The organism is Variovorax sp. Varisp85 (assembly GCF_047304045.1).
GTDB lineage: Bacteria > Pseudomonadota > Gammaproteobacteria > Burkholderiales > Burkholderiaceae_C > Variovorax.
Genome location: NZ_JBGLYN010000006.1, coordinates 1 through 24,175, shown reverse-complemented (window position 1 = coordinate 24,175; position 24,175 = coordinate 1). Strand labels below are relative to the sequence as shown.

Here is a 24,175-nt window from a genome sequence, read left to right as displayed (position 1 = left end):
GAGGATCGAGCGACGCCCGCTCGACCTCCCGGAGACACCATGCTGCATCCCCAGGCGCGCGCCTTGCTCGACTTCATCGAGGCGCGCGGCATTCCGCCGACTCACACCCTCTCGCCTGCCGACGCGCGGGCCTTCTATCGCGAGCGCCGCGCCGCCTTGCAGCCGCTGCCGGCCGAGGTGGCCGAGGTGCGCGACCTGGCCGCGCAAGGGCCGCACGGCCCCATCCCGGTGCGTCTGTACAGGCCCCTGGGTTCGGGCGCCGGTCCGCTGCCGGTGCTGGTGTACTACCACGGCGGCGGCTGGGTCATCGGCGACCTCGACACGCACGACGTGCTGTGCCGCGAACTGGCCAACGGCGCCGGCTGCGCCGTGGTCGCGGTCGACTACCGCATGGGCCCGGAGCACCGCTTTCCCGCAGCGGTGGACGACGTGCTCGCCGCCACCCGCTGGGTGCGCCGCGAGGCCGTCGCGCTGGGGCTCGATGCGAGCCGCCTCGCCGTGGGCGGCGACAGCGCGGGCGGCAACCTCGCGGCCGTGGTGTCGATCGCCGCACGCGATGCCGGCGACCTGCCCATCGCCTACCAGCTGCTGATCTACCCGGCCACCGACATGCGCCGCGGCCATCCATCGCACCAGGCCAACGGGCAAGGCTACCTGCTGACCAGCGACACGATGACGTACTTCCACGACCACTACATCACCGACCCGGAGCACGACCTCGACTGGCGTGCTTCGCCGCTGCTGCACACCGACCTCGCGGGCCTGCCGCCGGCGCTCGTCGTCACGGCCGGCTACGACCCGCTGCGCGACGAAGGCGCCGCGTATGCCGAGGCGCTCACGGCCGCCGGCAACAGCGCCGCGTACGTGTGCTTCGAGCGCCAGATCCATGGCTTCATCACCATGGGCAAGGTGCTCGACGAGGCCGGCACCGCGGTCGCGCTCTGTGCCGCCGAGCTGCGCCGCGCGTTCGCGCGGGCCTAGGGAAAGTCCCCGCGCAAATGCACGCCGCGCCGCCGGCCTGCGCCGCTACGATCCAGCGAGCGCGACACCATCCACCGTTGGCAATCGACCCCCGATGCAGGAGACAGGCACCATGCAGCGAACGAGGACTGCGCCGTCGGACAACGGCGGCGCACCACAGGGTGAACGCCTCATGTGGCTCACGCCGCAACGCGTGTTCTACGCCGGGCTGCTCGGCGCGGCCGCCGAGCGCACGATGGGCGGGCACGGCGTGTACCTGTCGCCCGCGGGCGTGCCGCCGATCCGCATCCGCATCGGCGGCGGCGCCTGGCAGGCGGGCGAGCTGATCGTGGTGCCGCCGCAGGTGCCGCACCATGTCGAGAGCGAGCATCCGCTGATCTTCAACCTGTTGATCGAATCGGAATCGGTCGACCCCGCGCGCTTGCCGGCGTTCATGCGGCACTGCGGCCCGGTCGATGCACCCGCCTTCGCGCGGCGTGTGCGCGAGGTCCATGCGCACCTGCTCGCGGCCTCGGGCCGCGGCTCGGAATTCGACGGCTTCGATTTCGATGCGCTGTTCTTCGGCGAGGTGCTTGCGCCGCGACCGATCGACGCGCGCATCCGCAAGGTCATCGACACCCTCGTCGCCGACCCCGCGGCGCCCGCCTCGGCCGAAGACTGCGCGGCCTCGGTGCACCTGTCGTTCTCGCGCTTCCTGCATCTGTTCAAGCAGGAGACCGGCATGGCGTTTCGCGCCTTCCGGGCCTGGAAGCGCGCGCGCAGCCTGCTGCGCTACGTGCGCCAGGCCGGCACGCTGACCGATATCGCGTTGGACACCGGCTACCCCGACTCGACGCACTTCAGCCATTCGATCCGCCAGGTCTACGGCCTCAAGCCCAGCGACATCGTGGCCGGATCGCGCCGGCTTGCGCTGCACGACGCGGCGGGCGGCTTCAGGCAGTAGGCGCGAAGAGGCCCCATGCAGATCCTCCAACTCCTGCTGTCGGGCATTGCGCAAGGTTGCATCTACGGCCTGATCGCGCTGGGCTTCGTGCTGATCTACAAGGCCACCGAAACCGTGAGCTTCGCGCAGGGCGACCTGATGATGCTCGGGGCCTTCGGTGCGTTCGCGGGCATGTCGCTGTTCGGCCTGCCGTTCTGGCTCGCGGCCATCCTTGCCGTGGTGGCGATGGCGGCTTTCGGCGTGCTGCTCGAACTGGTGGTGATCCGGCCGATCCTCGGGCAGCCGCAGTTCTCCATCGTGATGCTCACGATCGGCATCGCCTACGTGGCGCGCGGGCTCATCACCATGGTGCCGGGCATCGGCACCGACACCCACACGCTCCCCGTGCCCTACAAGGACCAGATCTGGAAACTGGGCGAGCTGGTGGTCAACCTCGAGCAGCTCGCGATCATCGTCGCCACCGCCATCCTCTGCGCCCTGCTGTTCGCGATGTTCCGCTACAGCAAGCTCGGCATCGCGATGCAGGCCTCGTCGCAGAACCAGCTGGCGGCCTACTACATGGGCATTCCGGTGAAGCGGCTCAACGGGCTGGTGTGGGGCCTGGCAGCGGCGGTCGCGGCCATCGCGGGCATGCTGCTCGCGCCCATCACCTTCGTGCACGCGAACATGGGCTTCATCGGGCTCAAGGCGTTTCCGGCGGCGGTGGTCGGCGGTTTCGGCAGCCTGCCGGGTGCCATCGTCGGCGGGCTGGTCATCGGCATCGTCGAGTCGTTCGCGGGCTTCTATCTGCCCGATGGATTCAAGGACACGGCGCCGTACATCGTGGTGCTGCTGATGCTCATGATCAAGCCGAACGGCCTGTTCGGCGAGAAGCTGCGCAAGAAAGTTTGATCGTTCATGCGCTTCATCTTCAAGACCAGCTACGACCAGGACATCCGCCTTGCCCGGCACGGCGGGCATGTGTTCTGGTACAGCCTGCTGGTGGCGTTCCTGGTCGTCGCACCATGGGTGATCGACGAATACTGGCTCGCGCAGCTGACCTTCGTGCTGATCTACGGGATCGTCGGCCTGGGGCTCATGCTGCTGGCCGGGTTCACGGGGCAGTTCTCGATCGGGCATGCGGCGTTTCTTGGCGCGGGCGCTTACACGCAGGGCGTGCTGACGAACGCCGGTGTGCCGTTTCCGGTTGCGCTGATCGCGGCCGCGGCGCTGTCGGCGGCCGTGGGCGTGGTGGTCGCGCTGCCGGCGCTGCGCGTGAAGGGCATCTACCTGGGCATCGCGACGCTGTCGTTCGGCTTCATCGTCGAGGAAGTGTTCGCGCGGTGGGAGAGCGTGACGGGCGGCAATGCCGGCCTGCATGTGAAGGCGCCGGAGATATTCGGCTGGTCGCTGGGCTCGGGCGATGGCTTCTACTTCCTGTGCCTGGTGGTTGCGGTGATTTCCACCTTGGGCATCCTGAACCTGCTGCGCTCGCCGACGGGGCGCGCCTTTGTCGCGATCCGCGATTCGGAGATCTCGGCGCAGAGCATGGGCATTCACCTCGCACGCTACAAGACGATGTCGTTCGCGATCTCGGCGGCACTCGCGGGCCTGGGCGGGGCCTTGTATGCGCACAAGCTCAGCTTCATCTCGCCGGACCAGTTCAGCATCCTGCAGTCGATCGACCTGCTGCTGATGGTGGTGATCGGCGGGCTCGGCTCGGTGCACGGCGCGTTCCTTGGCGCGATCTTCCTGATCGCGATGCCGCAGCTGATTTCCATCGGCAAGGACTGGCTGCCCGCGGTCATCGGGCAGGCGCCGGGGCTTCAGGGGCTGGTGTATGGCCTGGTGCTGATCGCCTTCGTGCTGTTCGAGCCGCTGGGGCTGTACGGCCGATGGCTCAAGGTGCGCACATGGCTGCAGCTCTTTCCGTTCTATCGCCGCGGATTGTTCAAGCGGCAGAAGTCGTTCACCAAGTCGGACCGGCTGAGATGACACTCCCCCAGGCTTCGTGCACTCCGTGTCGCTTCGCCAACCCCCTCGCCGGGGGCGACACCTGCTGCCCGGCAAAGCCGGTTCCGCGGTGTCCTGCGAACGGGGTGCGGCAGTCCTGCGCGCCGGCGAGTGACGGAGCCCAGAGATGAGCGGCGACATTCTTCTTTCGGCCAAGGAGCTGAGCGTGCGCTTCGGCGGGGTGCTGGCGGTCAACAAGGTGAGCTTCGATGTGCGGCGTGGCGAGGTGTTCACGCTGATCGGGCCGAACGGGGCGGGCAAGACGACGGTGTTCAACCTGATCAGCCGCATCTACACGCCGACCATGGGGGAGATCACGTGGCATGGCGAGGAGGGCGGCGCCATTGCGCTGACCCGGCAGGCCCCGCATGCGATTGCCGCGCTGGGCATTGCGCGCACCTTCCAGAACATCGAACTGTTCGAGCACGCGACGGTGCTGCACAACCTGCTGATCGGCCGGCACAGGCACCGGCAGACGGGGTTCTGGAGCGAGGTGTTCTTCACGCCCGCCACGCGGCTCGCGGAGATCGAGGCGCGCGAGAAGGCGGAGCAGGTGATCGAGCTGCTGGACCTGCAGCACCATCGCGATTCGATGGTGGCGGGGTTGCCCTATGGCGTTCGCAAGGTCGTCGAGCTGGCGCGTGCGCTGTGCACGGAGCCGAAGCTGCTGCTGCTCGATGAGCCTTCTTCGGGGCTCAATGTGGAAGAGACGGCGGACATGGCGTTCTGGATCCAGGACATCCAGCATGAGCTGGGTGTGTCTGTGCTGATGGTCGAGCACGACATGTCGCTTGTTTCCAAGGTGTCCGACCGGGTGCTGGCGATGAACATGGGCGAGGTGCTGGCTACCGGCTCTCCTCGCGAGGTGCAAGCCGATGCGCGGGTTGTCGAGGCCTATCTCGGGACCGTGGACGACGTGAGCAGCTTGAGGAGGACGGCGGCATGAGCGACGCAGTCCTTCAGCTTCTCAACGTAGAGAGCGCCTACGGTCCGATCAAGGCGATCCGTGGCGTCAGCCTGAAAGTCAGGCAGGGCGAGATCGTGACCGTGCTCGGTTCGAACGGCGCAGGCAAGACGACCATCCTCAAGACCATCTCCGGAATCATCGACCCCCGCAAGGGCAGCATCGAATTCCAGGGCAGGAACATCACTGCCAAGGACCCGGCCCACATCGTCCAGCAGGGGCTGAGCCACGTGCCCGAAGGCCGCGAGGTGTTCCCGCTGCTGTCGGTGAAGGACAACCTGCTGATGGGCGCCTACACCCGCAAGGACCGCGACGGCGTGGCGCGGGACATGGAGACGGTCTACACCTACTTCCCGATCCTGCGCGAGCGGGCCACGCAGGACGCGGGGCTGCTGTCGGGCGGCCAGCAGCAGATGCTCGCCATCTCGCGCGCGATCATGGCCGCGCCGCATCTGATTCTTCTGGACGAACCGAGCCTCGGGCTGAGTCCGAAGCTGACGAAAGAGATCTTCGAGATCGTCGTGCGCATCAACCGCGAGCGCGGCACCACCATCCTGCTGGTCGAGCAGAACGCCAACATGGCGCTCAACGCCGCCGACCACGGCTACGTGCTGGAGAACGGCCGCATCGTGATGGAAGACAGCTGTGAACGCCTGCGCGAGAAGGAAGACATCAAGGAGTTCTACCTCGGCGTGAAGGACGACGGCGTGCGCGGCGAGCGGCGCTGGAAAAAGAAGAAAACCTGGAGATAGCCGCCATGCAAGGACTCTGGGACCTCGACGCCTTCGCACCCCGGCTCGACGTCGTCGTGCCCGGCGACACCATTCCCGCGATGTTCTGGAGCGCCGTGAAGCAGCGCGGCGACAACATCTGGATGCGGCAGAAGGAACTGGGCATCTGGCGCAGCTGGAGCTGGCACCAGACCGCCGACGCGGTGCGCGAGATCGCGGCCGGCCTCCAGTCCATCGGCTTTGCGCCGGGCGAGTGCGCGTCGATCCTGTCCAACACCGTCATCGAATGGGTGCTCGCCGATCTCGCGGTGCTGAGCTGCGGCGGTGTCTCCAATGGCATCTATCCGACCGACGCGGCCTCGCAGGTGCACTACCTTTGCGAAGACTCGGGCACCACCGTGCTCTTCGTGGAAGACGACGAGCAGCTCGACAAGGCGCTCGAGGTGCGCGCCGGCCTGCCGCGCCTGCGCTGCTTGGTCGTGTTCGACATGGAAGGCCTGCGCGACCTCGACGATGCAGCGGTGATGAGCCTCGACGCGCTGCGCGCGCTCGGGCGCCAGCACCTGGCCACCGATCCGCAGGCGGTCGAACGTACGGTTGCCGCCTGCCGCCCTGAAGACCTCGCCATCCTCGTCTACACCTCGGGCACCACCGGCAAGCCCAAGGGCGCCATGCACAGCCATGCCGGGCTCGTGTACACCGCGCGCGGCTACAACACGCTCGTCGCGCAGGACCAGACCGACGAGCGCATGTGCTTCCTGCCGCTGTGCCACATCGCCGAGCGCATGGGCGGCGAGTACTTCGCGATGTACACCGGCGCTATCCTCAACTTCGTCGAGAACCCCGAGACCGTGCCGGAGAACGTGCGCGAGATCGCACCCACGGTGTTCACGGCCGTGCCGCGCGTGTGGGAGAAGTTCTATTCGGGCGTGATGATCGCCCTGAAGGAGGCGAGCCCGCTGCAGCAGGCGGCCTACAGGTGGAGCATCGGCGTGGGCGAGGAGATCGCCAACCGCGTGCTGGCGGGCGAGCCGGTGAGCTCGCCGCTGAAGTTCAGGTTCAGGCTCGCGCGCATGCTCGCGCTGGACAACGCGCGCAAGCTCATCGGCATCCACCGCGCGCGCTTCCTGGTGACGGGCGCGGCGCCCATCTCGCCCGAGCTGGTCAAGTGGTATCTCGCGCTGGGCGTGCCGATGCTGGAGGTGTGGGGCATGACGGAGTCGTGCGGCGCCTCGACCGCGGTGCCGGCCACGCGCATCAAGCCGGGCTCCATCGGCCCGGCCACCGGCTACAACGAGGTGCGCCTCGACCCCGCCACCGGCGAGATCCTGGTGCGCGGCCCCAATGTCTTCATGGGTTACCTCAACCTGCCCGAGAAGACGGCCGAGACCATCGACGCCGACGGCTGGCTGCACACCGGCGACGTGGGCACGATGGACGAGGACGGGTATTTCCGCATCACCGACCGGATGAAAGACATCATCATCACGGCGGGTGGGAAGAACGTGACGCCCAGCGAGCTGGAGAACGAGCTCAAGTTCAGCCCCTACATCACCGATGCCGTGGTCATCGGCGACAAGCGGCCCTACCTCACGGTGATCGTCATGATCGATCAGGAGAACGTCGAGAAGTTTGCGCAGGACCACGACGTGCCGTTCAGCAACTACGAGAGCCTGACGCGCACGAAGGAAGTTCAGGATTTGATCCAGGGCGAGATCGATCGCGTCAACGCCAGGTTCGCGCGCGTCGAGCAGATCAAGAAGTTCTTTCTGCTCGAAACGCAGCTCAGCGCCGAGGACGAGGAGCTCACGCCCACGATGAAGCTCAAGCGCAAGCTGGTGCAGACCAAGTACGCCGGCCGCATCGACGCCATGTACCGCTGACCTCTTTTTTTGCCAACCCGAGGAGACACCGCTATGACGAAGCTCAAGACACTGACGACGCTGGCCGTGCTGGGCCTGGTCGCGACGCTCGCATCCGCTCAGCAGCAGGGCGTGAGCAAGGACGAGATCCGCATCGGCACGATCCAGGACCTGTCGGGTCCGCTCGCGGGCTTCGGCAAGCAGGCGCGCAACGGCATGCAGCTGCGCGTGGACGAACTCAACGAGCAGGGCAGCCTCAATGGGCGCAAGCTCAAGCTCTTCGTCGAAGACTCGGGTTACGACCCGAAGAAGGCCGTGCTGGCGGCGCAGAAGCTGGTGAACCAGGAAAAGATATTCATCATGGCCGGCCACATCGGCACGGCGCAGAACATGGCGGCGATGCCGGTGCAGTTCGAGAAGAACATCGTCAACTTCATGCCGATCACCGCAGCGCGCGAAATGTACGAGCCGCTCAATCGGCTGAAGTATTCGTTCGCAGCCACCTACTACGACCAGATCCGCCTGGCCCTGCCCAAGATGATCAAGGAGAAGGGCGCCAAGAAGGTCTGCACCATCTACCAGGACGACGAGTTCGGCCTCGAGGTGCTGCGCGGCGCCGAGGCGGGCCTGAAGACCGCCGGCATGGAGCTGGCCGAGAAGACCTCGTTCAAGCGCGGCGCCACCGACTTCAGCTCGCAGGTCGCCAAGATGAAGGCCGCCAACTGCGACCTCGTGGTGCTCGGCACCATCATCCGCGAGACCATCGGCACCGTGGGCGAGTCGCGCAAGACGGGTTTCAACCCGACCTTCCTGGGCTCGAGCGCGGCCTACACCGACCTGATCCACAAGCTGGGCGGCAAGGCGATGGACGGCATCTACGCCACCATGACGGTGCAGAACCCGTACACCGACGAGCAGTCGCAGCCGCTGCGCTTCTGGGCCAACAAGTACAAGACCAAGTTCAACGAAGACCCGACCGTGTTCTCGGTGTACGGCTACGTGATCATCGATTCGTTCATCAAGGCGGCGACCAAGGCCGGGCCGAACCTCACGACCGACAGCTTCATCAAGGCGATGGACAGCATGACCTTCGAGCCCGACATGTTCGGCAGCCCGAAGAGCAGCTACACCGCCACCAAGCGCCTGGGCAACGATCTGTCGCGCCTGTCGCAGATCAAGGATGGCAAGTGGGTGGTCGTGTCCGACTATGTGACACCATGACCCGGCGCTCCCCCATGCTTCGCGCACTTCGTGTCGCTGCGCACACCCCCTCGCCGGGGGCAACACCTGCGGCCCGGCAAAGCCGGTTCCGCGGTGTTCCGCGATGAAGGTGCGCAGGTTGGCCGGGGTTTATATTCGCGGCGAACTTCTCTGGTGAAGACCCCGCAATGCCACAGTACTGGTTGATGAAATCCGAGCCCGACGAGGTCTCGATCGACGATGCGCTCGCCGCGCCCGGCGCCACCGTGGCCTGGACCGGCGTGCGCAACTATCAGGCACGCAACTTCATGCGCGATGGCATGAAGGTCGGCGACGGCGTGTTGTTCTATCACTCGAGCTGCCCGGAGCCCGGCATCGCGGGCATTGCGCGCGTGGCCTCGGGCATCAAGCCCGACCCGACGCAGTTCGATCCGAAGTCGCCCTACTACGACGCGGCCTCGAAGAAGGACGATCCGCGCTGGCTGCTGGTGGATGTGCAGGCGCTGCGCAAGACGCGGCTGCTCTCGCTGCCCGAGCTGCGCGCCAGGCCCGAGCTGGCCGACCTGGTCGTGCTGCGCAAGGGCAACCGGCTGTCGATCACGCCGGTCGAACCCGCGCACTGGCGGATCATCGAGAAGATGCTGGGCTGAATGAATCAGCCCACGCGCTGCAGGATCGGAAACAGCTTCCCCAGCCCATCGGCCATCACCTCTACCGCGAGCGCAGCGAGGATCAGCCCCATGAGCCGCGTCATGATGTTGATGCCCGTCTTGCCGAGCACGCGCGCAATGGGTTGCGCGAGCGAGAAGGCCACCGCGGTGGCCAGCGCGACCACCACGCCGTAGCCGACCAGCACCGCGAGTTCCCACAGGTGCTGCGTCTTGTCCGCGTAGATGACCACGGTGGAAATGGTGGCCGGCCCGGTGAGCAGCGGAATGGTGAGCGGCACCACCGCGATGGACGCGCCCATGGAGGCCTTCACTTCGGTGGCGCGCAGCTCCTCGACGTTGGTCTTGCTCTCGGCCGGCTTGGCATTCAGCATCGACAGCGAGCTCATGAGCAGCAGCAGGCCGCCGCCGACCTGGAAGCTCGCGATCGAGATGCCGAAGAAGGACAGCAGTTGCAGCCCGAGCAGCGCGCTCACCGCGATCACCACGAAAGCGCTGAAGGCCGACATGCGCACCGTGTGGCGGCGCTGCGCATCGCTGTAGCCCTGCGTGTAGTGGATGAAGAACGGCACGATGGCCAGCGGGTTGACGATGGCCACCAGCGTGACCAGCGGCTTGATCAGGTCCATCGAGGTGCTCATGGTCAGCGGCCTCCGGCGACGTCGAGCAGGGCCATGGTGGTGTAGCTGGCCTCGGCGGACAGCAGCCACAGGATGGCGCCCGCGATTTCCTCTGCGCTGCCGGTGCGCTGCATGGGCACGGTGGGCGCGAGATCGAAGGCGCGGTCCGGCATGCCGCCCGAGGCGTGGATCTCGGTATCGATCAGTCCGGGGCGCACTGCGTTCACGCGGATGCCTTCGGCCGCCACTTCCTTGGCCAGCCCGATGGTGAAGGTGTCGATGGCGCCCTTGCTCGCGGCGTAGTCGACGTACTGGTCGGGCGAGCCCAGCCGCGCGGCGGCGCTGGAGATGTTGACGATGGCGCCGCCCGCGCCGCCGTAGCGCGTGCTCATGCGCCGCACGGCCTCGCGCGCGCAGATGAAGCTGCCGATCACGTTGATGCGGAACATGCGCTCCAGCCGGGCCACGCTCATCTCGTCGACGCGTGCCTGCACGTCGACCACGCCGGCGTTGTTGACCAGCGCCGTCAGCCGGCCGAACCTCGCGTCGACCTTCTGGAACATGGCGAGTACCTGCGCCTCGTCGCCCACGTCGGCCTGCACGGCCATGGCGGTGCCGCCGCCCGCGCGGATGGTGCGCACCACCTCGTCGGCGGCCAGAGAGTTGCTGGCGTAGTTGACGGCCACCGCGTAGCCGCGCTGCGCGGCGAGCACGGCGGTGGCGGCGCCGATGCCGCGCCCGCCGCCCGTGATCAAGAGCACTTGGTCCAAAACCTACCTCCTGCAGAGAAACTGCGTGTCAGTTAAAACCGTTGGCTTGGATTACATCATCGGGGGCACGCGCATGAGCACCAACAGAACCATCGACTACTACTTTGCGCCACAGAGCCCATGGACTTATCTGGGGCATTCCCGCTTCGCGGCGATTGCCGCGGCCGCCGGTGCCGCGGTGCGCGTACGGCCCATCGACATGGGCAGCGTGTTCCCTGTGTCGGGCGGGTTGCCGCTGGGCAAACGCGCACCGCAGCGCCAGGCGTACCGGCTGGTCGACCTGGCGCGCTTCTCGCGCCACCTCGGCCTGCCGCTGAACACCAGGCCGAAGTTCTTTCCCGTGGCCAGCGACGATGCGGCCCGGCTCATCATCGCGGTCGACATGCACGACGGCACCGAGGCAGCCATGCGCATGTGCGCGGCGGTGTTCGCGGCCGTGTGGGTGCAGGAGCGCAACATCGGCGATCCGAAGGTGCTCGATTCGCTGGTCATCGAATGCGGGCTGTCGCCCAAGCGCGCCGAGCAGTCTCAGAGCCAGGCGGTGCAGGAGCGCTACGAGGCCTACACGCAGGAGGCCATCGACATCCAGGTGTTCGGCGCGCCGAGCTACGTGATCGACGGCGAGATCTTCTGGGGCCAGGACCGCCTCGACTTTGTCGAGCGAGCGCTGCGCCCTTGACCCCCGGCATTCATTCATTCATTCATTCATTCATTCATTCATTCATCTATTTGCCATCAAGGAGCAAGACAACATGGGTCAATTCATCGATCTCAAGGCCAAGGACGGCTTCATCTTCCCCGCCTACGTGGCCGAGCCGGCGGGCAAGCCGCGCGGCGCGGTGGTCGTGGTGCAGGAAATCTTCGGCGTCAACTCGCACATCCGCGCGGTGGCTGACGGCTACGCGGCGGAGGGTTACCTCGCCGTGGCGCCGTCGACCTTCCACCGCGTCAAGCCGGGCGTGGAGCTGGGCTATTCGGACGACGACATGAAGAACGGCTTCGGCCTGAAAACCGCGGTCGAGGCGCTGCCGGCGCCGGGCGTGCTGCAGGACATCGAGGCGTCCATCGCCTACGCGTCGAAGGCCGGCAAGGTCGGCATCGTCGGCTACTGCTGGGGCGGCCTGCTGGTGTGGCGCGCAGCGGCGCTGCTGCCGGGCCTGGCGGCAGCGGCACCCTACTACGGCGGTGGCATGACCACGCCCGAGGAAACGGCACGCCAGCCCAAGGTGCCGGTGCTCGCGCATTTCGGCAACCAGGACCACTGGATTCCGCTGGACACCGTCGAGTCGTTCAAGAAGGCGCATCCGGAGGTGGAAGTGCACGTGTACCCGGTCGGCCACGGCTTCAACTGCGACCAGCGCGGCTCCTACGACGCCGACGCGGCAAAGCTCGCGCGGGAACGCACGCTGGCGTTCTTTGCGAAGCACGTCGGCTGAAGCAGCGCCTCGGCGCCCTTACTTGCTTCTTTGCGCCGATTCAGGACCCACTCGCGTCTGCAGGAAGTCGAGCAGCGCGCGCAGCGCGGCGCTGTTGTGGCGCCGCTGCAGGTAGGCGGCCGACAGCCACATGTCCTTGCGCGCGTAGTCCTGCAGCACGGGCACGAGTTCGCCCTGGTCGAGGTGCGACTGCACGAGGATCGACGGCAGGTAGATCACGCCGAAGCCGTGCATCGCCACGCGGATCAGCGGCGCAGCCTCGGTGCAGTCCATGCGGCTCTTGACCTGCACGTCGAGCGGCGTGCCGTTCTCGTCGAAGCGCCACACCGGCTGCTGGCCCAGCAGCGAGAAGGTGAGGGCGTCGTGGCCAGACAGGTCGCGCGGATGCTCGGGCTTGCCGTGCTTCTTCCAGTAGATCGGCGAGGCGCAGACCACCATGTTCATCAGACGCAGCTTGCGCACGATGAGGTTGGCGTCTTCCACCGGGCCGCTGCGCAGTTCGACGTCGATGCCTTCCTCGGCGAGGTCGACGGTGCGGTTGGTCAGCTGCAGGCTGATCGTCACGTCGGGGTAGTAGCGCATGAAGTCGGCCAGCAGGTTCGGAAACTCGCCGTTGCCCATGCCGTGCGGCGCCGAGATGCGCAGCCGGCCGCCGGGCTGGCTGGCGCGGTCCTGCAGTTCCGACTGGGTGAGCTCGACCATCTCGAGCACCGGCGTGCTGCGCTCCAGCAGCAGCTGGCCGGCGTCGGTGAGGCTCACGGAGCGCGTGGAGCGGTTGAGAAGACGCACGCCGAAGCGGGTTTCCAGCTCGGCCACGTACTTGCTGACGGTGGCCTTCGACATGTCGAGCCTCTTGGCTGCCTGGGAAAAACTGCCTTGCGAGGCGACTTCCCGAAAGGTTCTGATCAGGTCGAGACTGTCCATGTGAATAAGCCCATTGTTTCCGTTTTGGGAACGCGATGGTTCGATTCTCCGGGGTTTTTCTTAGCCGGCTCCCGCGACACTGTGGTTCACGTCGACGTTGCCAGCCACGGCTGGGCCGTTCCGGAACCGGCCGCTTTCTTCTACCGGCATGCCTTGATGCTCGCATTGTTTCAATAGAGGAAACACGGTGTCTCTGATCCGAGTGTTCTGGCAGTGCAGTTCGCCCGGAAACTCGCCGCACAGGCAAGCGAACCAGCAAGCCTGGTGGACGAACCATCCGACGAACACACTAGGAGAACTGAACATGAAGACCTCGCAAATCCTCGCCGCTGCCGCCCTGACCCTGCTGGCCGCCGTTGGCGCCCAAGCCGAAACCTACCAAGGCGTGAACACTGCCGTCTCGACCAAGAGCCGCGACGACGTCAACGCCGAAGCCGCACGCACCGCGTCGGCTCCGAACCAGAACGTCGTGCGCGGTTCGCGCGGTGCGGAAACCGTCGCCGTGTCGAAGGACCGCGCGATCGTCGAAGCCGAAGCCGTTCGCACCGCCTACGCTCCCGACCAGAACGTGACTTCGGGTTCGCGCGTCAACAGCAAGGTCATCTCGACGATGGCCAATCCGGCTGACGCACTCCAGGCGCAGCAAGGTTCGGGCGCTATCGCCAAGTAATCGAAGCGGCCCCTCGGGGTTGCCCAAATGCAAAAGGGCCACGCGAAAGCGTGGCCCTTTTGCATTTGCCGCTGATATATAGGGGAGTCAGCGCGTGCGGGCGAGGTAGCGCTTGCGCCAGAAGATCAGCACCAGCAGCACGGCGATGACCAGCATCGACGTCATCGCGATCCAGAAACCGTCGGCCTTGTGCACCAGCGGGATGAACTCGAAGTTCATGCCGAAGATACCCGCGATGAGGTTGAGCGGCAGGAACACGGCAGTGAGCACCGTCAGCACCCGCATGATGTCGTTGGCACGGTGGCCCTGCACGCTGAAGTGCATCTGCACCGCGGTTTCGGCGTTCTGCTCCAGCCGGTGCACGTGGTGCACCACGCGCTCGATGTGCTCGAGCACGTCGCGGCTGCGGATCATGATGAGTTCGCGCTCGCGCCGCTCGGTCTCGCCCTTGGGCACGGGCAGGGTCTCGAGCGAGTCGATCCAGTCCTGCATGGCGGCGCGCTGGTCCTCGCAGATCTCGTCCAGGTGGTGCAGCGACTGGCGCGCTTCCATCAGCGCCCCCCAGTTGGTGAAGCGGCTGCGCGGGTCGATCAGCTCGGTCTGCCAGTGGTCGAGCTGCTTGGTGAGTTCGCGCCGCAGGTCGAGGTAGCCGTCGACGATCTGGTTGATCACGCGCAGCATCAGGTCCGAAGGGCTGGCCGGCACGCGCGACGAAGTGGCGCGCACGTCGAGTGCTGGCGCGCCGCGGTCGTCGGGCGAGCCGGCCGCCAGCAGCCGCGCGGCGAAGGCGTCGCGCACCGCGCCGTCTTCCGGGTGCACCGACAGCAGCACGCGGTCGAACGCCGCGAAGCCGACCGGACGGGTGTCGACGCGGCGCAGCACGGGCGGGCCGCTGCGGGGCAGGCGCGGCGCCGCGCCACCCGCCGGGGCCTCCTGGCCCTGCCCGTTCCCGTTGGCAAGGCGCCGGAACACCAGCACGTCGTATTGGGACGTGTAGTCGTAGTGTGAAGGCAGCTGATCGTTGAGCAGGTCGGCCACGTGCAGGTCGACCAGCTGCGTGAGACACAAGGTCTGCAGGATCTGCTGCACCTCGGCCAGCGAAGTCCGAAATTCCTCGCGCGTGAGCGAGATCCACAGGTAGCCGCCTGCGCCGCACGCGCCCGGCACGGTCAACGGCGTCAGTGCGGAGTGCTCGCTGACCTGCGAGCGATTGATTTCGAAGATGCGCATGCCGGTGCGCGCTACTTCTGGAGCAGGCGCGCGGCGTCGAGCGCGAAGTACGTCAGCACGCCGTCGGCGCCGGCACGCTTGAAGGCCAGCAGGCTTTCGAGCACCACGGCGTCGTGGTCGAGCCAGCCGTTCTGGGCGGCCGCCTTGAGCATCGCGTACTCGCCGCTCACCTGGTAGGCGAAGGTCGGCACGTGGAACTGGTCCTTCACGCGGCGCACGATGTCGAGGTAGGGCATGCCGGGCTTCACCATCACCATGTCGGCGCCCTCGGCGATGTCGATGGCCACTTCGCGCAGGGCCTCGTCGCTGTTGCCGGGGTCCATCTGGTAGACCTTCTTGTTGCTCTTGCCGAGCGTGGCGGCCGAGCCCACGGCGTCGCGGAAGGGGCCGTAGAAGGCGCTGGCGTACTTGGCGCTGTAGGCCATGATGCGCGTGTGCACGTCGCCGCGGGCCTCGAGCGCGGTGCGGATGGCGCCGATTCGGCCGTCCATCATGTCGCTGGGCGCCACAATGTCGACGCCGGCTTGCGATTGTGTGAGCGCCTGCTTCACCAGCACTTCAACGGTCGCATCGTTGAGGATGTAGCCGGTGTCGTCGAGCAGGCCGTCCTGGCCGTGGCTGGTGTAGGGGTCGAGCGCGACATCGGTCATCACGCCCAGTTCGGGGAAGCGCGCCTTGAGGGTGGCCACCACGCGGGGAATCAGCCCGTCGGGATTGAAGGCCTCGTCGCCGTTGGGTGTCTTGAGGCTGGCGTCGATCACCGGGAACAGCGCCATCGCCGGGATGCCGGCGGCGACGCACTGCTCGGCCACGGGCAAGAGCAGGTCGAGGCTCAGGCGGTCCACGCCGGGCATCGAAGGCACGGCATCGCGGCGTTTTTCGCCTTCCTGCACGAACACCGGGTAGATCAGGTCGTTGGCCGTCAGCGCGTGCTCCCGCACGAGGTTGCGGGTGAAGGCATCGCGGCGCAGGCGCCGCGGCCGCCCGGCGGGGAACATGGCCAAGGGGGAAGATGATGACGTCATATATCCAAAATTGTGCCTGAAGCGACATTTCGCCGCGTCCGTTCGAAGGAGGCGGTTGTCTGACAACTACGGAAAATCGTAGAACCAAGGTTCTAAATTTTTTGCCTTAAATGTCAAAGAAAGTGCCTCAGTCGCTTGAAACCTTGTTTCGTCTTTGTTAAATTCTGAAGCGGGCGGCTTGCCGCTCCCCGCTTTTCCTCCCTGAGCGGGTGCCTTGATGTGTGACAGCAAAAGGGCTTCCCAGCCCGGCGTGAAGACGTCGGGCTTTTTTTTGCCCGCCGTGCGGAGGCACTGCCGCAAAACCCCGGGGCCGGCGAGAGGGCGCCACTAAACTGCCGCCATGCTCTGGGTCAAATCTCTTCACATCGTCTTCATTGCGAGCTGGTTCGCGGGGTTGTTCTACCTGCCCCGGATCTTCGTCAATCTGGCGATGGTGCCGCCCGAGTCGGTGGCCGAGCGTGAACGGCTGCTGCTGATGGCGCGCAAGCTGATGCGGTTCACGACGTTTCTGGCAGTCCCGGCGCTCGGCTTCGGCCTGTGGCTCTGGCTGGGCTATGGCATCGGGCGCGGCCCGGGCAACGGGTGGATGCATGCCAAGCTGGCGCTGGTGCTGGTGGCCATCGGCTACCACCATGGCTGCGGCGTGCTGCTGCGCCGCTTCGTGGCGGGCGAGAACCGGCGTAACGACCGCTGGTTCCGCTGGTTCAACGAACTGCCGGTGCTGCTGCTGCTGGGTATCGTGATCCTGGTGGTCGTCAAGCCGTTCTGAAGCCCGGTGCACATGGTGGAGAGGCCGCACAAGTCAACCGCGCTCCCCCTGGCGCTCGCCTATGCGGCGCTGATCGTCTATGCCAGCCTTTATCCGTTCGCCGACTGGCGCGACCAGGGGATCGCGCCCTGGGCCTACCTGTCGGCGCCCTGGCCCAAGTACTGGACGGGTTTCGACTTCGCCGTCAACGTGGTGGGCTACATGCCCTTCGGATTCCTCTGCGCCCTGGCGGCACTGCGCACGGGCCGGACCGCTGCCGTCTGGCATGCCGTGCTGCGAGCCGTCATAGCGGGTGCGGCGATCGCCTTCGCCATGGAGACGCTGCAGAGCTATCTGCCTGCGCGCATCCCTTCCAATGTGGACCTGGGGCTCAACACGACCGGCACCGTTCTCGGCGCGGTGCTGGCGGCGGGGCTGGAGCGGCTGGGCGCGGTTGCGCACTGGAGCCGCGCGCGTTCGCAGTGGTTCGTCGAGGAGTCGCGCGGCGCGCTGGTGCTGCTCGCGCTGTGGCCTTTCGCGCTGCTGTTTCCGGCCGCCGTCACCTTCGGGCTCGGGCAGGTGTTCGAGCGGCTCGAAGTGGCGATCTCCGAATGGCTGCTCGACACGCCCTTCATCGACTGGCTGCCGCTGCGGCAGTTCGAGCTCGAACCGCTGGTGCCCGCGGTGGAACTGCTGTGCGTGATGCTCGGCGCGCTGGTGCCGTGCCTGCTGGGCTACCTGGTGGCGCGCTCCGTGGCCCAGCGCGCGGTCCTGCTGCCGCTGACGCTGCTGACCGGCGTCGCGGCCTCGGCGCTGTCGGCGGCATTGAGCTACGGGCCCGAGCACGCATGGGCATGGCTGGACCTGCCGGTGCAGGTCGGCATCGCCGCGGCCTTGTTCGCTGGCGTGTTGCTGCTTTTCGCGCCGCGCCGCCTCTGCGCGGCACTGCTGCTGGTGGGGCTCGTGCTGCAGCTGAGCCTGCTGAACCAGGCGCCCGAGAGCGCGTACTTCGCCCAGACCTTGGCCACTTGGGAGCAGGGGCGCTTCATCCGCTTCCACGGACTGGCGCAGTGGCTCGGCTGGACTTGGCCATTCGCCGTGCTGGCGTATGTGGTGGCCGCCTTGTCGCGGCGGAGCCGGCCTGCCGCCGTTGCGACGGTCTGAGCGTCCGGGCCACGACGCCGGGAGGCGGTCACTAAAATCTGCCGATGCCCAGTTCCTCTCCCGCCAAGCCGTCCGGCTATTACGGTCGCCACATCTTCTTCTGCCTCAACGAGCGCAAGAACGGCGAAGACTCCTGCGCCATGCACAACGCGCAGGAGGGCTTCGATCGCTGCAAGGCGAAGGTCAAGGAGCAGGGGCTCGCAGGGCCTGGCAAGGTGCGCGTCAACAAGGCCGGCTGCCTCGACCGCTGCGCGGGCGGGCCGGTGGCCGTGGTGTACCCCGAAGCCGTCTGGTACACCTTCGTCGACAGCGAGGACATCGACGAAATCGTCGAGTCGCACCTGAAGAACGGCCAGGTCGTCGAGCGGCTGGTGCTGCCTCCCGATGTCGGACGCTGAACTTTTCCACCGGCTCTCCGCTCGTACCCTGCGCCAATGAACTCCCAGACCGAAAAGATCAGCCTCCAGGGCGCCGCCGGCGCGATCGAGGTTCAACGCGACCAGCCTGCCGGTGTTGCGCGCGGCATTGCCGTGATCGCCCATCCGCACCCGCTGTTCGGCGGCACGATGGACAACAAGGTGGTGCAGACGCTGGCGCGCGCTTTCGTCGCCTGCGGCTGGACCACGGTGCGCTTCAACTTCCGCGGCGTGGGTGCCAGCGAAGGCGTGCACGACGAGGGACGCGGTGAGCTGGACGACATGCTGAATGTCGTGGGCCAGCTGGCGTCCGAAGGTCCGTTGGCGATCGCCGGCTTTTCCTTCGGTGCTTTCGTCGCGAGCGGCGCCGCCGCAAGACTCTGGGCCGAACGCGACATCCGGCAGATCGTGCTGGTGGGCACGGCCGCCGCGCGCAACACCGTGGCCACGCTGCCGGCCGAGGCGCACGAGCGCATGCTGGTGGTTCATGGCGAAGCCGACGACACCGTGGCGCTCTCCGCCGTGATGGACTGGGCGCGGCCCCAGTCACTTCCTGTCACAGTCGTTCCCGGGGGCGGCCATTTCTTTCACGGACAATTGCCGCTGCTCAAAAGTCTCGTGGTCCGCCATCTGCGCGCGGACATCGCGTGAAAGCCTCGCAGGCTTGTTTTCGTCTCTTTCCGAACTCCCCATGAATCGTTTTCTTGGCGCGCTCCGCGCGCTGGTCCTTACCGCCGCTGCATCCGTCAGCCTGATCGCCGTCGCCCAGGTGCCGACGCCGCCCGAAATTGCCGCGCGCAGCTACCTGCTGCTCGACGTGACCGCGAACCAGATCCTGGCGCAGAAGGACATCGACAGCCCGGTCGAGCCGGCTTCGCTCACCAAGCTGATGTCGGCCTACGTGGTGTTCGACGCGCTGCGCGCCAAGAAGATCACGCTGACCCAGACGATGCCGGTCAGCCCGCGCGCATGGAAGATGCCCGGCTCGCGCATGTTCATCGACCCCAAGATGCAGGTGCCGGTGGAAGACCTGATCAAGGGCCTGATCGTGCAGTCCGGCAACGACGCCACGGTGGCGCTGGCCGAGGGCGTCGGCGGCACGGTGGAGCACTTCGTCGAAATGATGAACGCCCAGGCCAAGGCCCTGGGCATGAAGAACACCAGCTACAAGAACCCCGAAGGCCTGACGGCCCCCGGTCACACCACGACGGCCCGCGACCTGAGCATCCTGGCGACCCGCCTGGTGCGCGACTTCCCCGAGGAAGCCAAGTACTACGCCATCAAGAAGTACCGCTATCCGGGCACCCCGTCGACCAACGACACCAACCGAAACCTGCTGCTGTTCCGCGACCCGACCGTCGACGGCCTGAAGACCGGCCACACCGAAGCGGCCGGCTACTGCATGATCGCCACCGCCAAGCGCGACTTCCCGAACCTGACCGGTGGGCGCCGCCTGCTGTCGATCGTGCTGGGCACCACCGGCGAGACCGTGCGCGCCAACGAGTCGCAGAAGCTGCTGAACTGGGGTTACACGGCCTACGACGCGGTCCGCCTGTTCGACGCAGGCCAGCCGGCTGCCACTCCGGCCGTCTGGAAGGGCAAGGCCAACATCCTGAAGCTGGGCCGTCCGGAGGCCATCGTGGTCGCGGTGCCGGCCGGCACTGCCGCCAAGATCAAGACCCAGGTGTCGCGCCCCGATCCGCTGGTGGCTCCGTTCGCCAAGTACCAGCCCGTCGGTTCGCTCAAGGTCACCCTGGACGACCAGCCGGTCGCGGATGTGCCGCTGGTCGCCCTGGAGCCCGTCGAGCAGGCAGGGATATTCGGCCGCGCCTGGGATGCCGTGCGGCTCTGGATCAAGTAAATCGGTGGGATTGCAAGGCCGTCGGCGGCCAGCCGCCGCGGCTGACCTTGCCGTTTCATGCTCGTTTGCTATACTCGTGGGCTTTTCGGAAATTTCCGAAGGGTTTCACGTTTTCGTTATTCCCGGCTTCCCTGCCTTGCGTCACGACAAGGACAAGGACGGTTTCACAGCCAAGGCCGGGGCGTTTTGGGACTAATTCATTCATGCCAACCATCAATCAACTGGTGCGTCAGGGTCGAACGGTCGAAAAGATCAATTCGAAGAGCCCTGCCATGCAGAACTCGCCGCAACGTCGCGGTGTCTGCACCCGCGTCTACACCACGACGCCAAAGAAGCCCAACTCGGCGCTTCGTAAAGTTGCCAAGGTCCGTCTGACCAATGGCTTCGAAGTCATCTCCTACATCGGCGGCGAAGGCCACAACCTGCAGGAACACAGCGTCGTGCTGGTTCGCGGCGGCCGTGTCAAGGACTTGCCCGGTGTGCGTTACCACATCGTGCGCGGTTCGCTCGACCTGCAAGGCGTGAAAGACCGCAAGCAGTCGCGTTCCAAGTACGGCGCGAAGCGTCCCAAGAAGGCTTAAGCCTTCCTGTTGTAAAAAACAAGCGGTGTTCGATGGCCTTGGCGGGCTTGTCGAACGAAGTGACCCAATCCCGGGTCGAGTAAGTGAGAGTCCTGACTGGCTCTCGCGGTATCGGAAACGATGCCAACTGAAGCAAAGAGGTTAGAAAAATGCCACGTCGTCGCGAAGTCCCCAAACGTGAAATCCTGCCGGATCCCAAGTACGGCAATGTCGAGCTGTCCAAATTCATGAACGTGATCATGGAAGGCGGCAAGAAGGCTGTTGCCGAGCGCATCATCTACGGTGCCCTCGACTTCATCGAAAAGAAGAACCCGGACAAGGACCCTCTCGAGGCTTTCACCGTTGCCATCAACAATGTGAAGCCGATGGTCGAAGTGAAGTCGCGCCGCGTTGGCGGTGCGAACTACCAGGTGCCGGTCGAAGTCCGTCCCGTCCGTCGCCTCGCCCTGTCGATGCGCTGGATCAAGGAAGCTGCCCGCAAGCGCGGTGAGAAGTCGATGGCCCTGCGTCTGGCCAACGAACTGATGGAAGCCACGGAAGGCCGTGGCGGTGCCATGAAGAAGCGCGACGAAGTGCACCGCATGGCAGAAGCCAACCGCGCATTCAGCCACTTCCGCTTCTAAAAATCAGACACAGCTTGGGCGTTGGATCTTGAGTGTCGGGCGATGTCGTCCGTACTCGAGAACCAGCGCTCAACGCATTTAACCCGAAAGTAAATCATGTCCCGCAAGACCCCCATCGAGCGCTACCGCAACATCGGTATCTCCGCGCACATTGACGCTGGCAAGACCACGACGACCGAACGTATCCTGTTCTACACCGGTGTGAACCACAAGATCGGTGAAGTGCACGACGGTGCCGCCACGATGGACTGGATGGAGCAAGAGCAAGAGCGTGGCATCACGATCACGTCGGCTGCCACCACCTGCTTCTGGAAGGGCATGGCTGGCAAGTTCGAAGAACACCGCATCAACATCATCGACACCCCCGGCCACGTGGACTTCACCATTGAAGTCGAGCGCTCGATGCGCGTGCTGGACGGCGCCGTCATGGTGTACGACGCCGTCGGCGGCGTGCAGCCCCAGTCGGAAACCGTCTGGCGCCAGGCCAACAAGTACAAGGTGCCCCGCCTCGCGTTCGTCAACAAGATGGACCGCACCGGCGCCGACTTCCTGCGCGTGCGCCAGATGATGGTCGACCGCCTGAAGGCCAACCCCGTCGTGATCCAGATCCCGATCGGTGCCGAAGAGCACTTCCAGGGCATCGTCGACCTCGTGAAGATGAAGGCCATCATCTGGGACGAAGACAAGGGCGTGACCTTCACCTACGGTGACATCCCCGCGAACCTGACCGATGTCTGCAACGAATACCGCGAAAAGCTCGTCGAAGCGGCTGCCGAAGCCAGCGAAGAGCTGATGAACAAGTACCTCGAAGGCAACGAGCTGACCGAGGAAGAAATCAAGAAGGCCATCCGCCAGCGCACCATCGCCGGCGAAATCCAGCCGATGCTTTGCGGCTCGGCCTTCAAGAACAAGGGCGTGCAGGCGATGCTCGACGCCGTCGTCGAATACATGCCGGCACCGACCGACATTCCGCCCGTCAACGGCACCGACGAAGACGAAGCGCCCGTCACCCGCAAGGCCGACGACAACGAGAAGTTCTCGGCCCTGGCATTCAAGCTGATGACCGACCCGTTCGTGGGCCAGCTAACCTTCGTGCGCGTCTACTCCGGCGTGCTGACCAAGGGCGACAGCGTCTACAACCCGGTGCGCGGCAAGAAGGAACGTATCGGCCGTATCGTGCAGATGCACGCGAACAACCGCGAAGAAGTCAATGAAATCCGCGCCGGCGACATCGCCGCCTGCGTGGGCCTGAAGGAAGTGACCACGGGCGAAACCCTGTGCGATCCCGCAGCCGTCGTGACGCTCGAGCGCATGGTGTTCCCGGAATCGGTGATCTCGCAGGCCGTCGAACCCAAGACCAAGGCCGACCAGGAAAAGATGGGCATCGCCCTGCAGCGCCTGGCTCAGGAAGACCCGTCGTTCCGCGTCAAGACCGACGAAGAATCGGGCCAGACCATCATCGCCGGCATGGGCGAGCTCCACCTCGAAATCATCGTGGACCGCATGAAGCGCGAATTCGGCGTGGAAGCGAACGTCGGCAAGCCGCAAGTGGCCTACCGCGAAACGATCCGCAAGACCGTCGAAGAAGCCGAAGGCAAGTTCGTTCGCCAGTCGGGCGGCAAGGGCCAGTACGGTCACGTGATCCTGAAGCTCGAGCCGCAGGAGGCGGGCAAGGGCTTCGAGTTCGTCGACGCCATCAAGGGCGGTGTGGTTCCTCGCGAATACATCCCCGCGGTGGAAAAGGGCGTTGTCGAAGCGCTGACGCAAGGTGTGCTGGCGGGCTACCCCGTCGTCGACGTCAAGGTCACGCTGCACTTCGGTTCGTACCACGACGTGGACTCGAACGAAATGGCGTTCAAGATGGCCGCGATCTTCGGTTTCAAGGAAGGCGCCCGCAAGGCCAGCCCCGTGATCCTGGAGCCGATGATGGCCGTGGAAGTCGAAACGCCCGAAGACTACGCCGGCAACGTGATGGGCGACCTGTCCTCACGCCGCGGCATGGTGCAGGGCATGGACGACATGATCGGTGGCGGCAAGTCCATCAAGGCCGAAGTGCCGCTGTCGGAAATGTTCGGCTACTCGACCACGCTGCGCTCGATGTCACAAGGCCGTGCCACGTACACGATGGAGTTCAAGCACTACGCTGAAGCTCCGCGCAACGTTGCCGAAGCCATCGTGGCTGCTCGCGCAAAGTAAGTTTTCAAGAATGCAGGGCCGCGCAGTGCGTGGCCCTCGTTGTCTGCGATCCGGTGCCGCCACGTTCCCGTGCGAGGCGAACCAGCAATCGGATGCAGACATAAAACCAACACACGGGACATGCTCTTTCAAGGATTGAAAAATGGCAAAAGGTAAATTCACCCGCACCAAGCCGCACGTGAACGTGGGCACGATCGGTCACGTCGACCACGGCAAGACCACGCTGACGGCGGCGATCGCCACGGTGCTGTCGGCCAAGTTCGGCGGCGAAGCCAAGGCCTACGACCAGATCGATGCTGCGCCCGAAGAAAAGGCGCGCGGCATCACGATCAACACCGCGCACGTCGAGTACGAAACGGCCAACCGCCACTACGCACACGTCGACTGCCCCGGCCACGCCGACTACGTGAAGAACATGATCACCGGCGCCGCCCAGATGGACGGCGCCATCCTGGTGTGCTCGGCCGCTGACGGCCCGATGCCCCAGACCCGTGAGCACATCCTGCTGGCTCGCCAGGTGGGCGTGGGCTACATCATCGTGTTCCTGAACAAGTGCGACATGGTCGACGA

26 protein-coding genes are annotated in these 24,175 nt (G+C 65.7%); 21 read left to right on the top strand and 5 right to left on the bottom strand.

Going from position 1 to position 24,175, the window contains the following annotated elements; genetic code table 11:
• Positions 1–39: 39 nt before the first annotated feature.
• The 9 genes from ACCC97_RS04135 to ACCC97_RS04095 all read left to right on the top strand — a co-directional run bounded on the left by ACCC97_RS04135 (position 40) and on the right by ACCC97_RS04095 (position 9,323).
• On the top strand, positions 40–981 hold the full coding sequence (locus tag ACCC97_RS04135; RefSeq protein WP_413331671.1) for an alpha/beta hydrolase: 942 nt from the start codon (positions 40–42) through the stop codon (positions 979–981).
• A gap of 112 nt (positions 982–1,093) precedes the next feature.
• On the top strand, positions 1,094–1,924 hold the full coding sequence (locus ACCC97_RS04130; protein ID WP_413331670.1) for a helix-turn-helix domain-containing protein: 831 nt from the start codon (positions 1,094–1,096) through the stop codon (positions 1,922–1,924).
• A gap of 15 nt (positions 1,925–1,939) precedes the next feature.
• Positions 1,940–2,815, top strand: a complete 876-nt coding sequence (locus tag ACCC97_RS04125; protein WP_007829636.1) for a branched-chain amino acid ABC transporter permease — start codon at positions 1,940–1,942, stop codon at positions 2,813–2,815.
• Between the two features lie 6 nt (positions 2,816–2,821).
• Positions 2,822–3,898, top strand: a complete 1,077-nt coding sequence (locus ACCC97_RS04120) for a branched-chain amino acid ABC transporter permease (protein ID WP_413331669.1) — start codon at positions 2,822–2,824, stop codon at positions 3,896–3,898.
• 145 nt (positions 3,899–4,043) lie between these two features.
• Positions 4,044–4,862 (top strand): ABC transporter ATP-binding protein, encoded by an 819-nt coding sequence (locus ACCC97_RS04115; RefSeq protein ID WP_413331668.1) that lies wholly within the window; start codon positions 4,044–4,046, stop codon positions 4,860–4,862.
• Entirely contained in the window at positions 4,859–5,632 is a 774-nt protein-coding gene (locus ACCC97_RS04110) for an ABC transporter ATP-binding protein (RefSeq protein WP_413331667.1), read from the top strand. The genes ACCC97_RS04115 and ACCC97_RS04110 overlap by 4 nt, the downstream gene beginning before the upstream one ends.
• A 5-nt stretch (positions 5,633–5,637) precedes the next feature.
• Positions 5,638–7,494 carry an AMP-dependent synthetase/ligase gene (locus ACCC97_RS04105; RefSeq protein ID WP_413331666.1) on the top strand — a complete coding sequence of 619 codons (1,857 nt, stop codon included), beginning with the start codon at positions 5,638–5,640 and terminating at the stop codon, positions 7,492–7,494.
• 33 nt (positions 7,495–7,527) lie between these two features.
• The gene (locus tag ACCC97_RS04100) at positions 7,528–8,694 is read left to right on the top strand and encodes an ABC transporter substrate-binding protein (protein WP_413331665.1); all 1,167 of its coding nucleotides are present in this window, start codon (positions 7,528–7,530) and stop codon (positions 8,692–8,694) included.
• A 167-nt stretch (positions 8,695–8,861) separates the two neighbouring features.
• Positions 8,862–9,323 (top strand): EVE domain-containing protein, encoded by a 462-nt coding sequence (locus tag ACCC97_RS04095; RefSeq protein ID WP_413331664.1) that lies wholly within the window; start codon positions 8,862–8,864, stop codon positions 9,321–9,323.
• A 5-nt stretch (positions 9,324–9,328) separates the two neighbouring features.
• On the opposite strand, the gene ACCC97_RS04090 is transcribed toward ACCC97_RS04095, so the two are convergent.
• Both ACCC97_RS04090 and ACCC97_RS04085 read right to left on the bottom strand, forming a co-directional pair.
• On the bottom strand, positions 9,329–9,982 hold the full coding sequence (locus ACCC97_RS04090; protein WP_007829619.1) for a MarC family protein: 654 nt from the start codon (positions 9,980–9,982) through the stop codon (positions 9,329–9,331).
• 2 nt (positions 9,983–9,984) lie between these two features.
• Positions 9,985–10,731, bottom strand: coding sequence for an SDR family oxidoreductase (locus tag ACCC97_RS04085; RefSeq protein WP_007829617.1), 747 nt, complete (start codon positions 10,729–10,731; stop codon positions 9,985–9,987).
• Positions 10,732–10,804: 73 nt separating this feature from the next.
• Between ACCC97_RS04085 and ACCC97_RS04080 the strand changes: the two genes are divergently transcribed.
• Positions 10,805–11,410 (top strand): 2-hydroxychromene-2-carboxylate isomerase, encoded by a 606-nt coding sequence (locus tag ACCC97_RS04080; protein WP_007829614.1) that lies wholly within the window; start codon positions 10,805–10,807, stop codon positions 11,408–11,410.
• 73 nt (positions 11,411–11,483) lie between these two features.
• A complete protein-coding gene (locus ACCC97_RS04075) occupies positions 11,484–12,167 on the top strand; it encodes a dienelactone hydrolase family protein (protein WP_007829612.1) in 684 nt (227 codons plus the stop codon).
• An 18-nt stretch (positions 12,168–12,185) separates the two neighbouring features.
• Here the strand turns inward: ACCC97_RS04075 and ACCC97_RS04070 are convergent, their stop codons facing one another.
• Positions 12,186–13,091, bottom strand: coding sequence for a LysR family transcriptional regulator (locus ACCC97_RS04070; protein WP_007829610.1), 906 nt, complete (start codon positions 13,089–13,091; stop codon positions 12,186–12,188).
• Positions 13,092–13,395: 304 nt separating this feature from the next.
• Between ACCC97_RS04070 and ACCC97_RS04065 the strand changes: the two genes are divergently transcribed.
• Positions 13,396–13,761, top strand: a complete 366-nt coding sequence (locus ACCC97_RS04065; protein WP_007829608.1) for a hypothetical protein — start codon at positions 13,396–13,398, stop codon at positions 13,759–13,761.
• Between the two features lie 87 nt (positions 13,762–13,848).
• Here the strand turns inward: ACCC97_RS04065 and ACCC97_RS04060 are convergent, their stop codons facing one another.
• Both ACCC97_RS04060 and hemB read right to left on the bottom strand, forming a co-directional pair.
• Positions 13,849–14,991: a magnesium transporter CorA family protein gene (locus ACCC97_RS04060; protein WP_007829606.1), complete on the bottom strand. Its 1,143-nt coding sequence runs from the start codon at positions 14,989–14,991 to the stop codon at positions 13,849–13,851.
• 11 nt (positions 14,992–15,002) lie between these two features.
• Entirely contained in the window at positions 15,003–15,989 is a 987-nt protein-coding gene (gene hemB / locus ACCC97_RS04055; protein WP_413331715.1) for a porphobilinogen synthase, read from the bottom strand.
• Positions 15,990–16,356: 367 nt separating this feature from the next.
• On the opposite strand from hemB, the gene ACCC97_RS04050 reads away from it, so the two are divergent.
• The 9 genes from ACCC97_RS04050 to ACCC97_RS04010 all read left to right on the top strand — a co-directional run.
• On the top strand, positions 16,357–16,785 hold the full coding sequence (locus tag ACCC97_RS04050; RefSeq protein ID WP_056522085.1) for a CopD family protein: 429 nt from the start codon (positions 16,357–16,359) through the stop codon (positions 16,783–16,785).
• Between the two features lie 12 nt (positions 16,786–16,797).
• Positions 16,798–17,928 (top strand): VanZ family protein, encoded by a 1,131-nt coding sequence (locus ACCC97_RS04045; RefSeq protein WP_413331663.1) that lies wholly within the window; start codon positions 16,798–16,800, stop codon positions 17,926–17,928.
• Positions 17,929–17,972: 44 nt separating this feature from the next.
• Positions 17,973–18,326, top strand: coding sequence for a (2Fe-2S) ferredoxin domain-containing protein (locus tag ACCC97_RS04040; protein WP_007829595.1), 354 nt, complete (start codon positions 17,973–17,975; stop codon positions 18,324–18,326).
• A gap of 36 nt (positions 18,327–18,362) precedes the next feature.
• The gene (locus ACCC97_RS04035) at positions 18,363–18,995 is read left to right on the top strand and encodes an alpha/beta hydrolase (RefSeq protein WP_007829594.1); all 633 of its coding nucleotides are present in this window, start codon (positions 18,363–18,365) and stop codon (positions 18,993–18,995) included.
• 40 nt (positions 18,996–19,035) lie between these two features.
• On the top strand, positions 19,036–20,205 hold the full coding sequence (locus ACCC97_RS04030; protein WP_007829593.1) for a D-alanyl-D-alanine carboxypeptidase family protein: 1,170 nt from the start codon (positions 19,036–19,038) through the stop codon (positions 20,203–20,205).
• A gap of 203 nt (positions 20,206–20,408) precedes the next feature.
• Positions 20,409–20,786: a 30S ribosomal protein S12 gene (rpsL, locus tag ACCC97_RS04025; RefSeq protein ID WP_013543948.1), complete on the top strand. Its 378-nt coding sequence runs from the start codon at positions 20,409–20,411 to the stop codon at positions 20,784–20,786.
• 149 nt (positions 20,787–20,935) lie between these two features.
• Positions 20,936–21,409 carry a 30S ribosomal protein S7 gene (gene rpsG, locus ACCC97_RS04020; RefSeq protein WP_007829591.1) on the top strand — a complete coding sequence of 158 codons (474 nt, stop codon included), beginning with the start codon at positions 20,936–20,938 and terminating at the stop codon, positions 21,407–21,409.
• 96 nt (positions 21,410–21,505) lie between these two features.
• Positions 21,506–23,605 (top strand): elongation factor G, encoded by a 2,100-nt coding sequence (gene fusA / locus ACCC97_RS04015; RefSeq protein ID WP_007829590.1) that lies wholly within the window; start codon positions 21,506–21,508, stop codon positions 23,603–23,605.
• Between the two features lie 142 nt (positions 23,606–23,747).
• Positions 23,748–24,175, top strand: a 428-nt coding sequence (locus tag ACCC97_RS04010) for a GTP-binding protein (RefSeq protein ID WP_413331662.1), incomplete at its 3' end; no start/stop codon positions are given.

Coding starts and splice junctions, on each gene's coding strand:
- rpsG (WP_007829591.1), top strand. CDS start 20,936: ATGCCACGTCGTCGCGAAGTCCCCAAACGTGAAATCCTGCCGGATCCC.
- ACCC97_RS04080 (WP_007829614.1), top strand. CDS start 10,805: ATGAGCACCAACAGAACCATCGACTACTACTTTGCGCCACAGAGCCCA.
- ACCC97_RS04035 (WP_007829594.1), top strand. CDS start 18,363: ATGAACTCCCAGACCGAAAAGATCAGCCTCCAGGGCGCCGCCGGCGCG.
- ACCC97_RS04030 (WP_007829593.1), top strand. CDS start 19,036: ATGAATCGTTTTCTTGGCGCGCTCCGCGCGCTGGTCCTTACCGCCGCT.
- fusA (WP_007829590.1), top strand. CDS start 21,506: ATGTCCCGCAAGACCCCCATCGAGCGCTACCGCAACATCGGTATCTCC.
- ACCC97_RS04110 (WP_413331667.1), top strand. CDS start 4,859: ATGAGCGACGCAGTCCTTCAGCTTCTCAACGTAGAGAGCGCCTACGGT.
- rpsL (WP_013543948.1), top strand. CDS start 20,409: ATGCCAACCATCAATCAACTGGTGCGTCAGGGTCGAACGGTCGAAAAG.
- ACCC97_RS04115 (WP_413331668.1), top strand. CDS start 4,044: ATGAGCGGCGACATTCTTCTTTCGGCCAAGGAGCTGAGCGTGCGCTTC.
- ACCC97_RS04060 (WP_007829606.1), bottom strand. CDS start 14,991: ATGCGCATCTTCGAAATCAATCGCTCGCAGGTCAGCGAGCACTCCGCA.
- ACCC97_RS04135 (WP_413331671.1), top strand. CDS start 40: ATGCTGCATCCCCAGGCGCGCGCCTTGCTCGACTTCATCGAGGCGCGC.
- ACCC97_RS04070 (WP_007829610.1), bottom strand. CDS start 13,091: ATGGACAGTCTCGACCTGATCAGAACCTTTCGGGAAGTCGCCTCGCAA.
- hemB (WP_413331715.1), bottom strand. CDS start 15,989: ATGTTCCCCGCCGGGCGGCCGCGGCGCCTGCGCCGCGATGCCTTCACC.
- ACCC97_RS04130 (WP_413331670.1), top strand. CDS start 1,094: ATGCAGCGAACGAGGACTGCGCCGTCGGACAACGGCGGCGCACCACAG.
- ACCC97_RS04065 (WP_007829608.1), top strand. CDS start 13,396: ATGAAGACCTCGCAAATCCTCGCCGCTGCCGCCCTGACCCTGCTGGCC.
- ACCC97_RS04120 (WP_413331669.1), top strand. CDS start 2,822: ATGCGCTTCATCTTCAAGACCAGCTACGACCAGGACATCCGCCTTGCC.
- ACCC97_RS04100 (WP_413331665.1), top strand. CDS start 7,528: ATGACGAAGCTCAAGACACTGACGACGCTGGCCGTGCTGGGCCTGGTC.
- ACCC97_RS04095 (WP_413331664.1), top strand. CDS start 8,862: ATGCCACAGTACTGGTTGATGAAATCCGAGCCCGACGAGGTCTCGATC.
- ACCC97_RS04050 (WP_056522085.1), top strand. CDS start 16,357: ATGCTCTGGGTCAAATCTCTTCACATCGTCTTCATTGCGAGCTGGTTC.
- ACCC97_RS04090 (WP_007829619.1), bottom strand. CDS start 9,982: ATGAGCACCTCGATGGACCTGATCAAGCCGCTGGTCACGCTGGTGGCC.
- ACCC97_RS04045 (WP_413331663.1), top strand. CDS start 16,798: ATGGTGGAGAGGCCGCACAAGTCAACCGCGCTCCCCCTGGCGCTCGCC.
- ACCC97_RS04040 (WP_007829595.1), top strand. CDS start 17,973: ATGCCCAGTTCCTCTCCCGCCAAGCCGTCCGGCTATTACGGTCGCCAC.
- ACCC97_RS04125 (WP_007829636.1), top strand. CDS start 1,940: ATGCAGATCCTCCAACTCCTGCTGTCGGGCATTGCGCAAGGTTGCATC.
- ACCC97_RS04105 (WP_413331666.1), top strand. CDS start 5,638: ATGCAAGGACTCTGGGACCTCGACGCCTTCGCACCCCGGCTCGACGTC.
- ACCC97_RS04075 (WP_007829612.1), top strand. CDS start 11,484: ATGGGTCAATTCATCGATCTCAAGGCCAAGGACGGCTTCATCTTCCCC.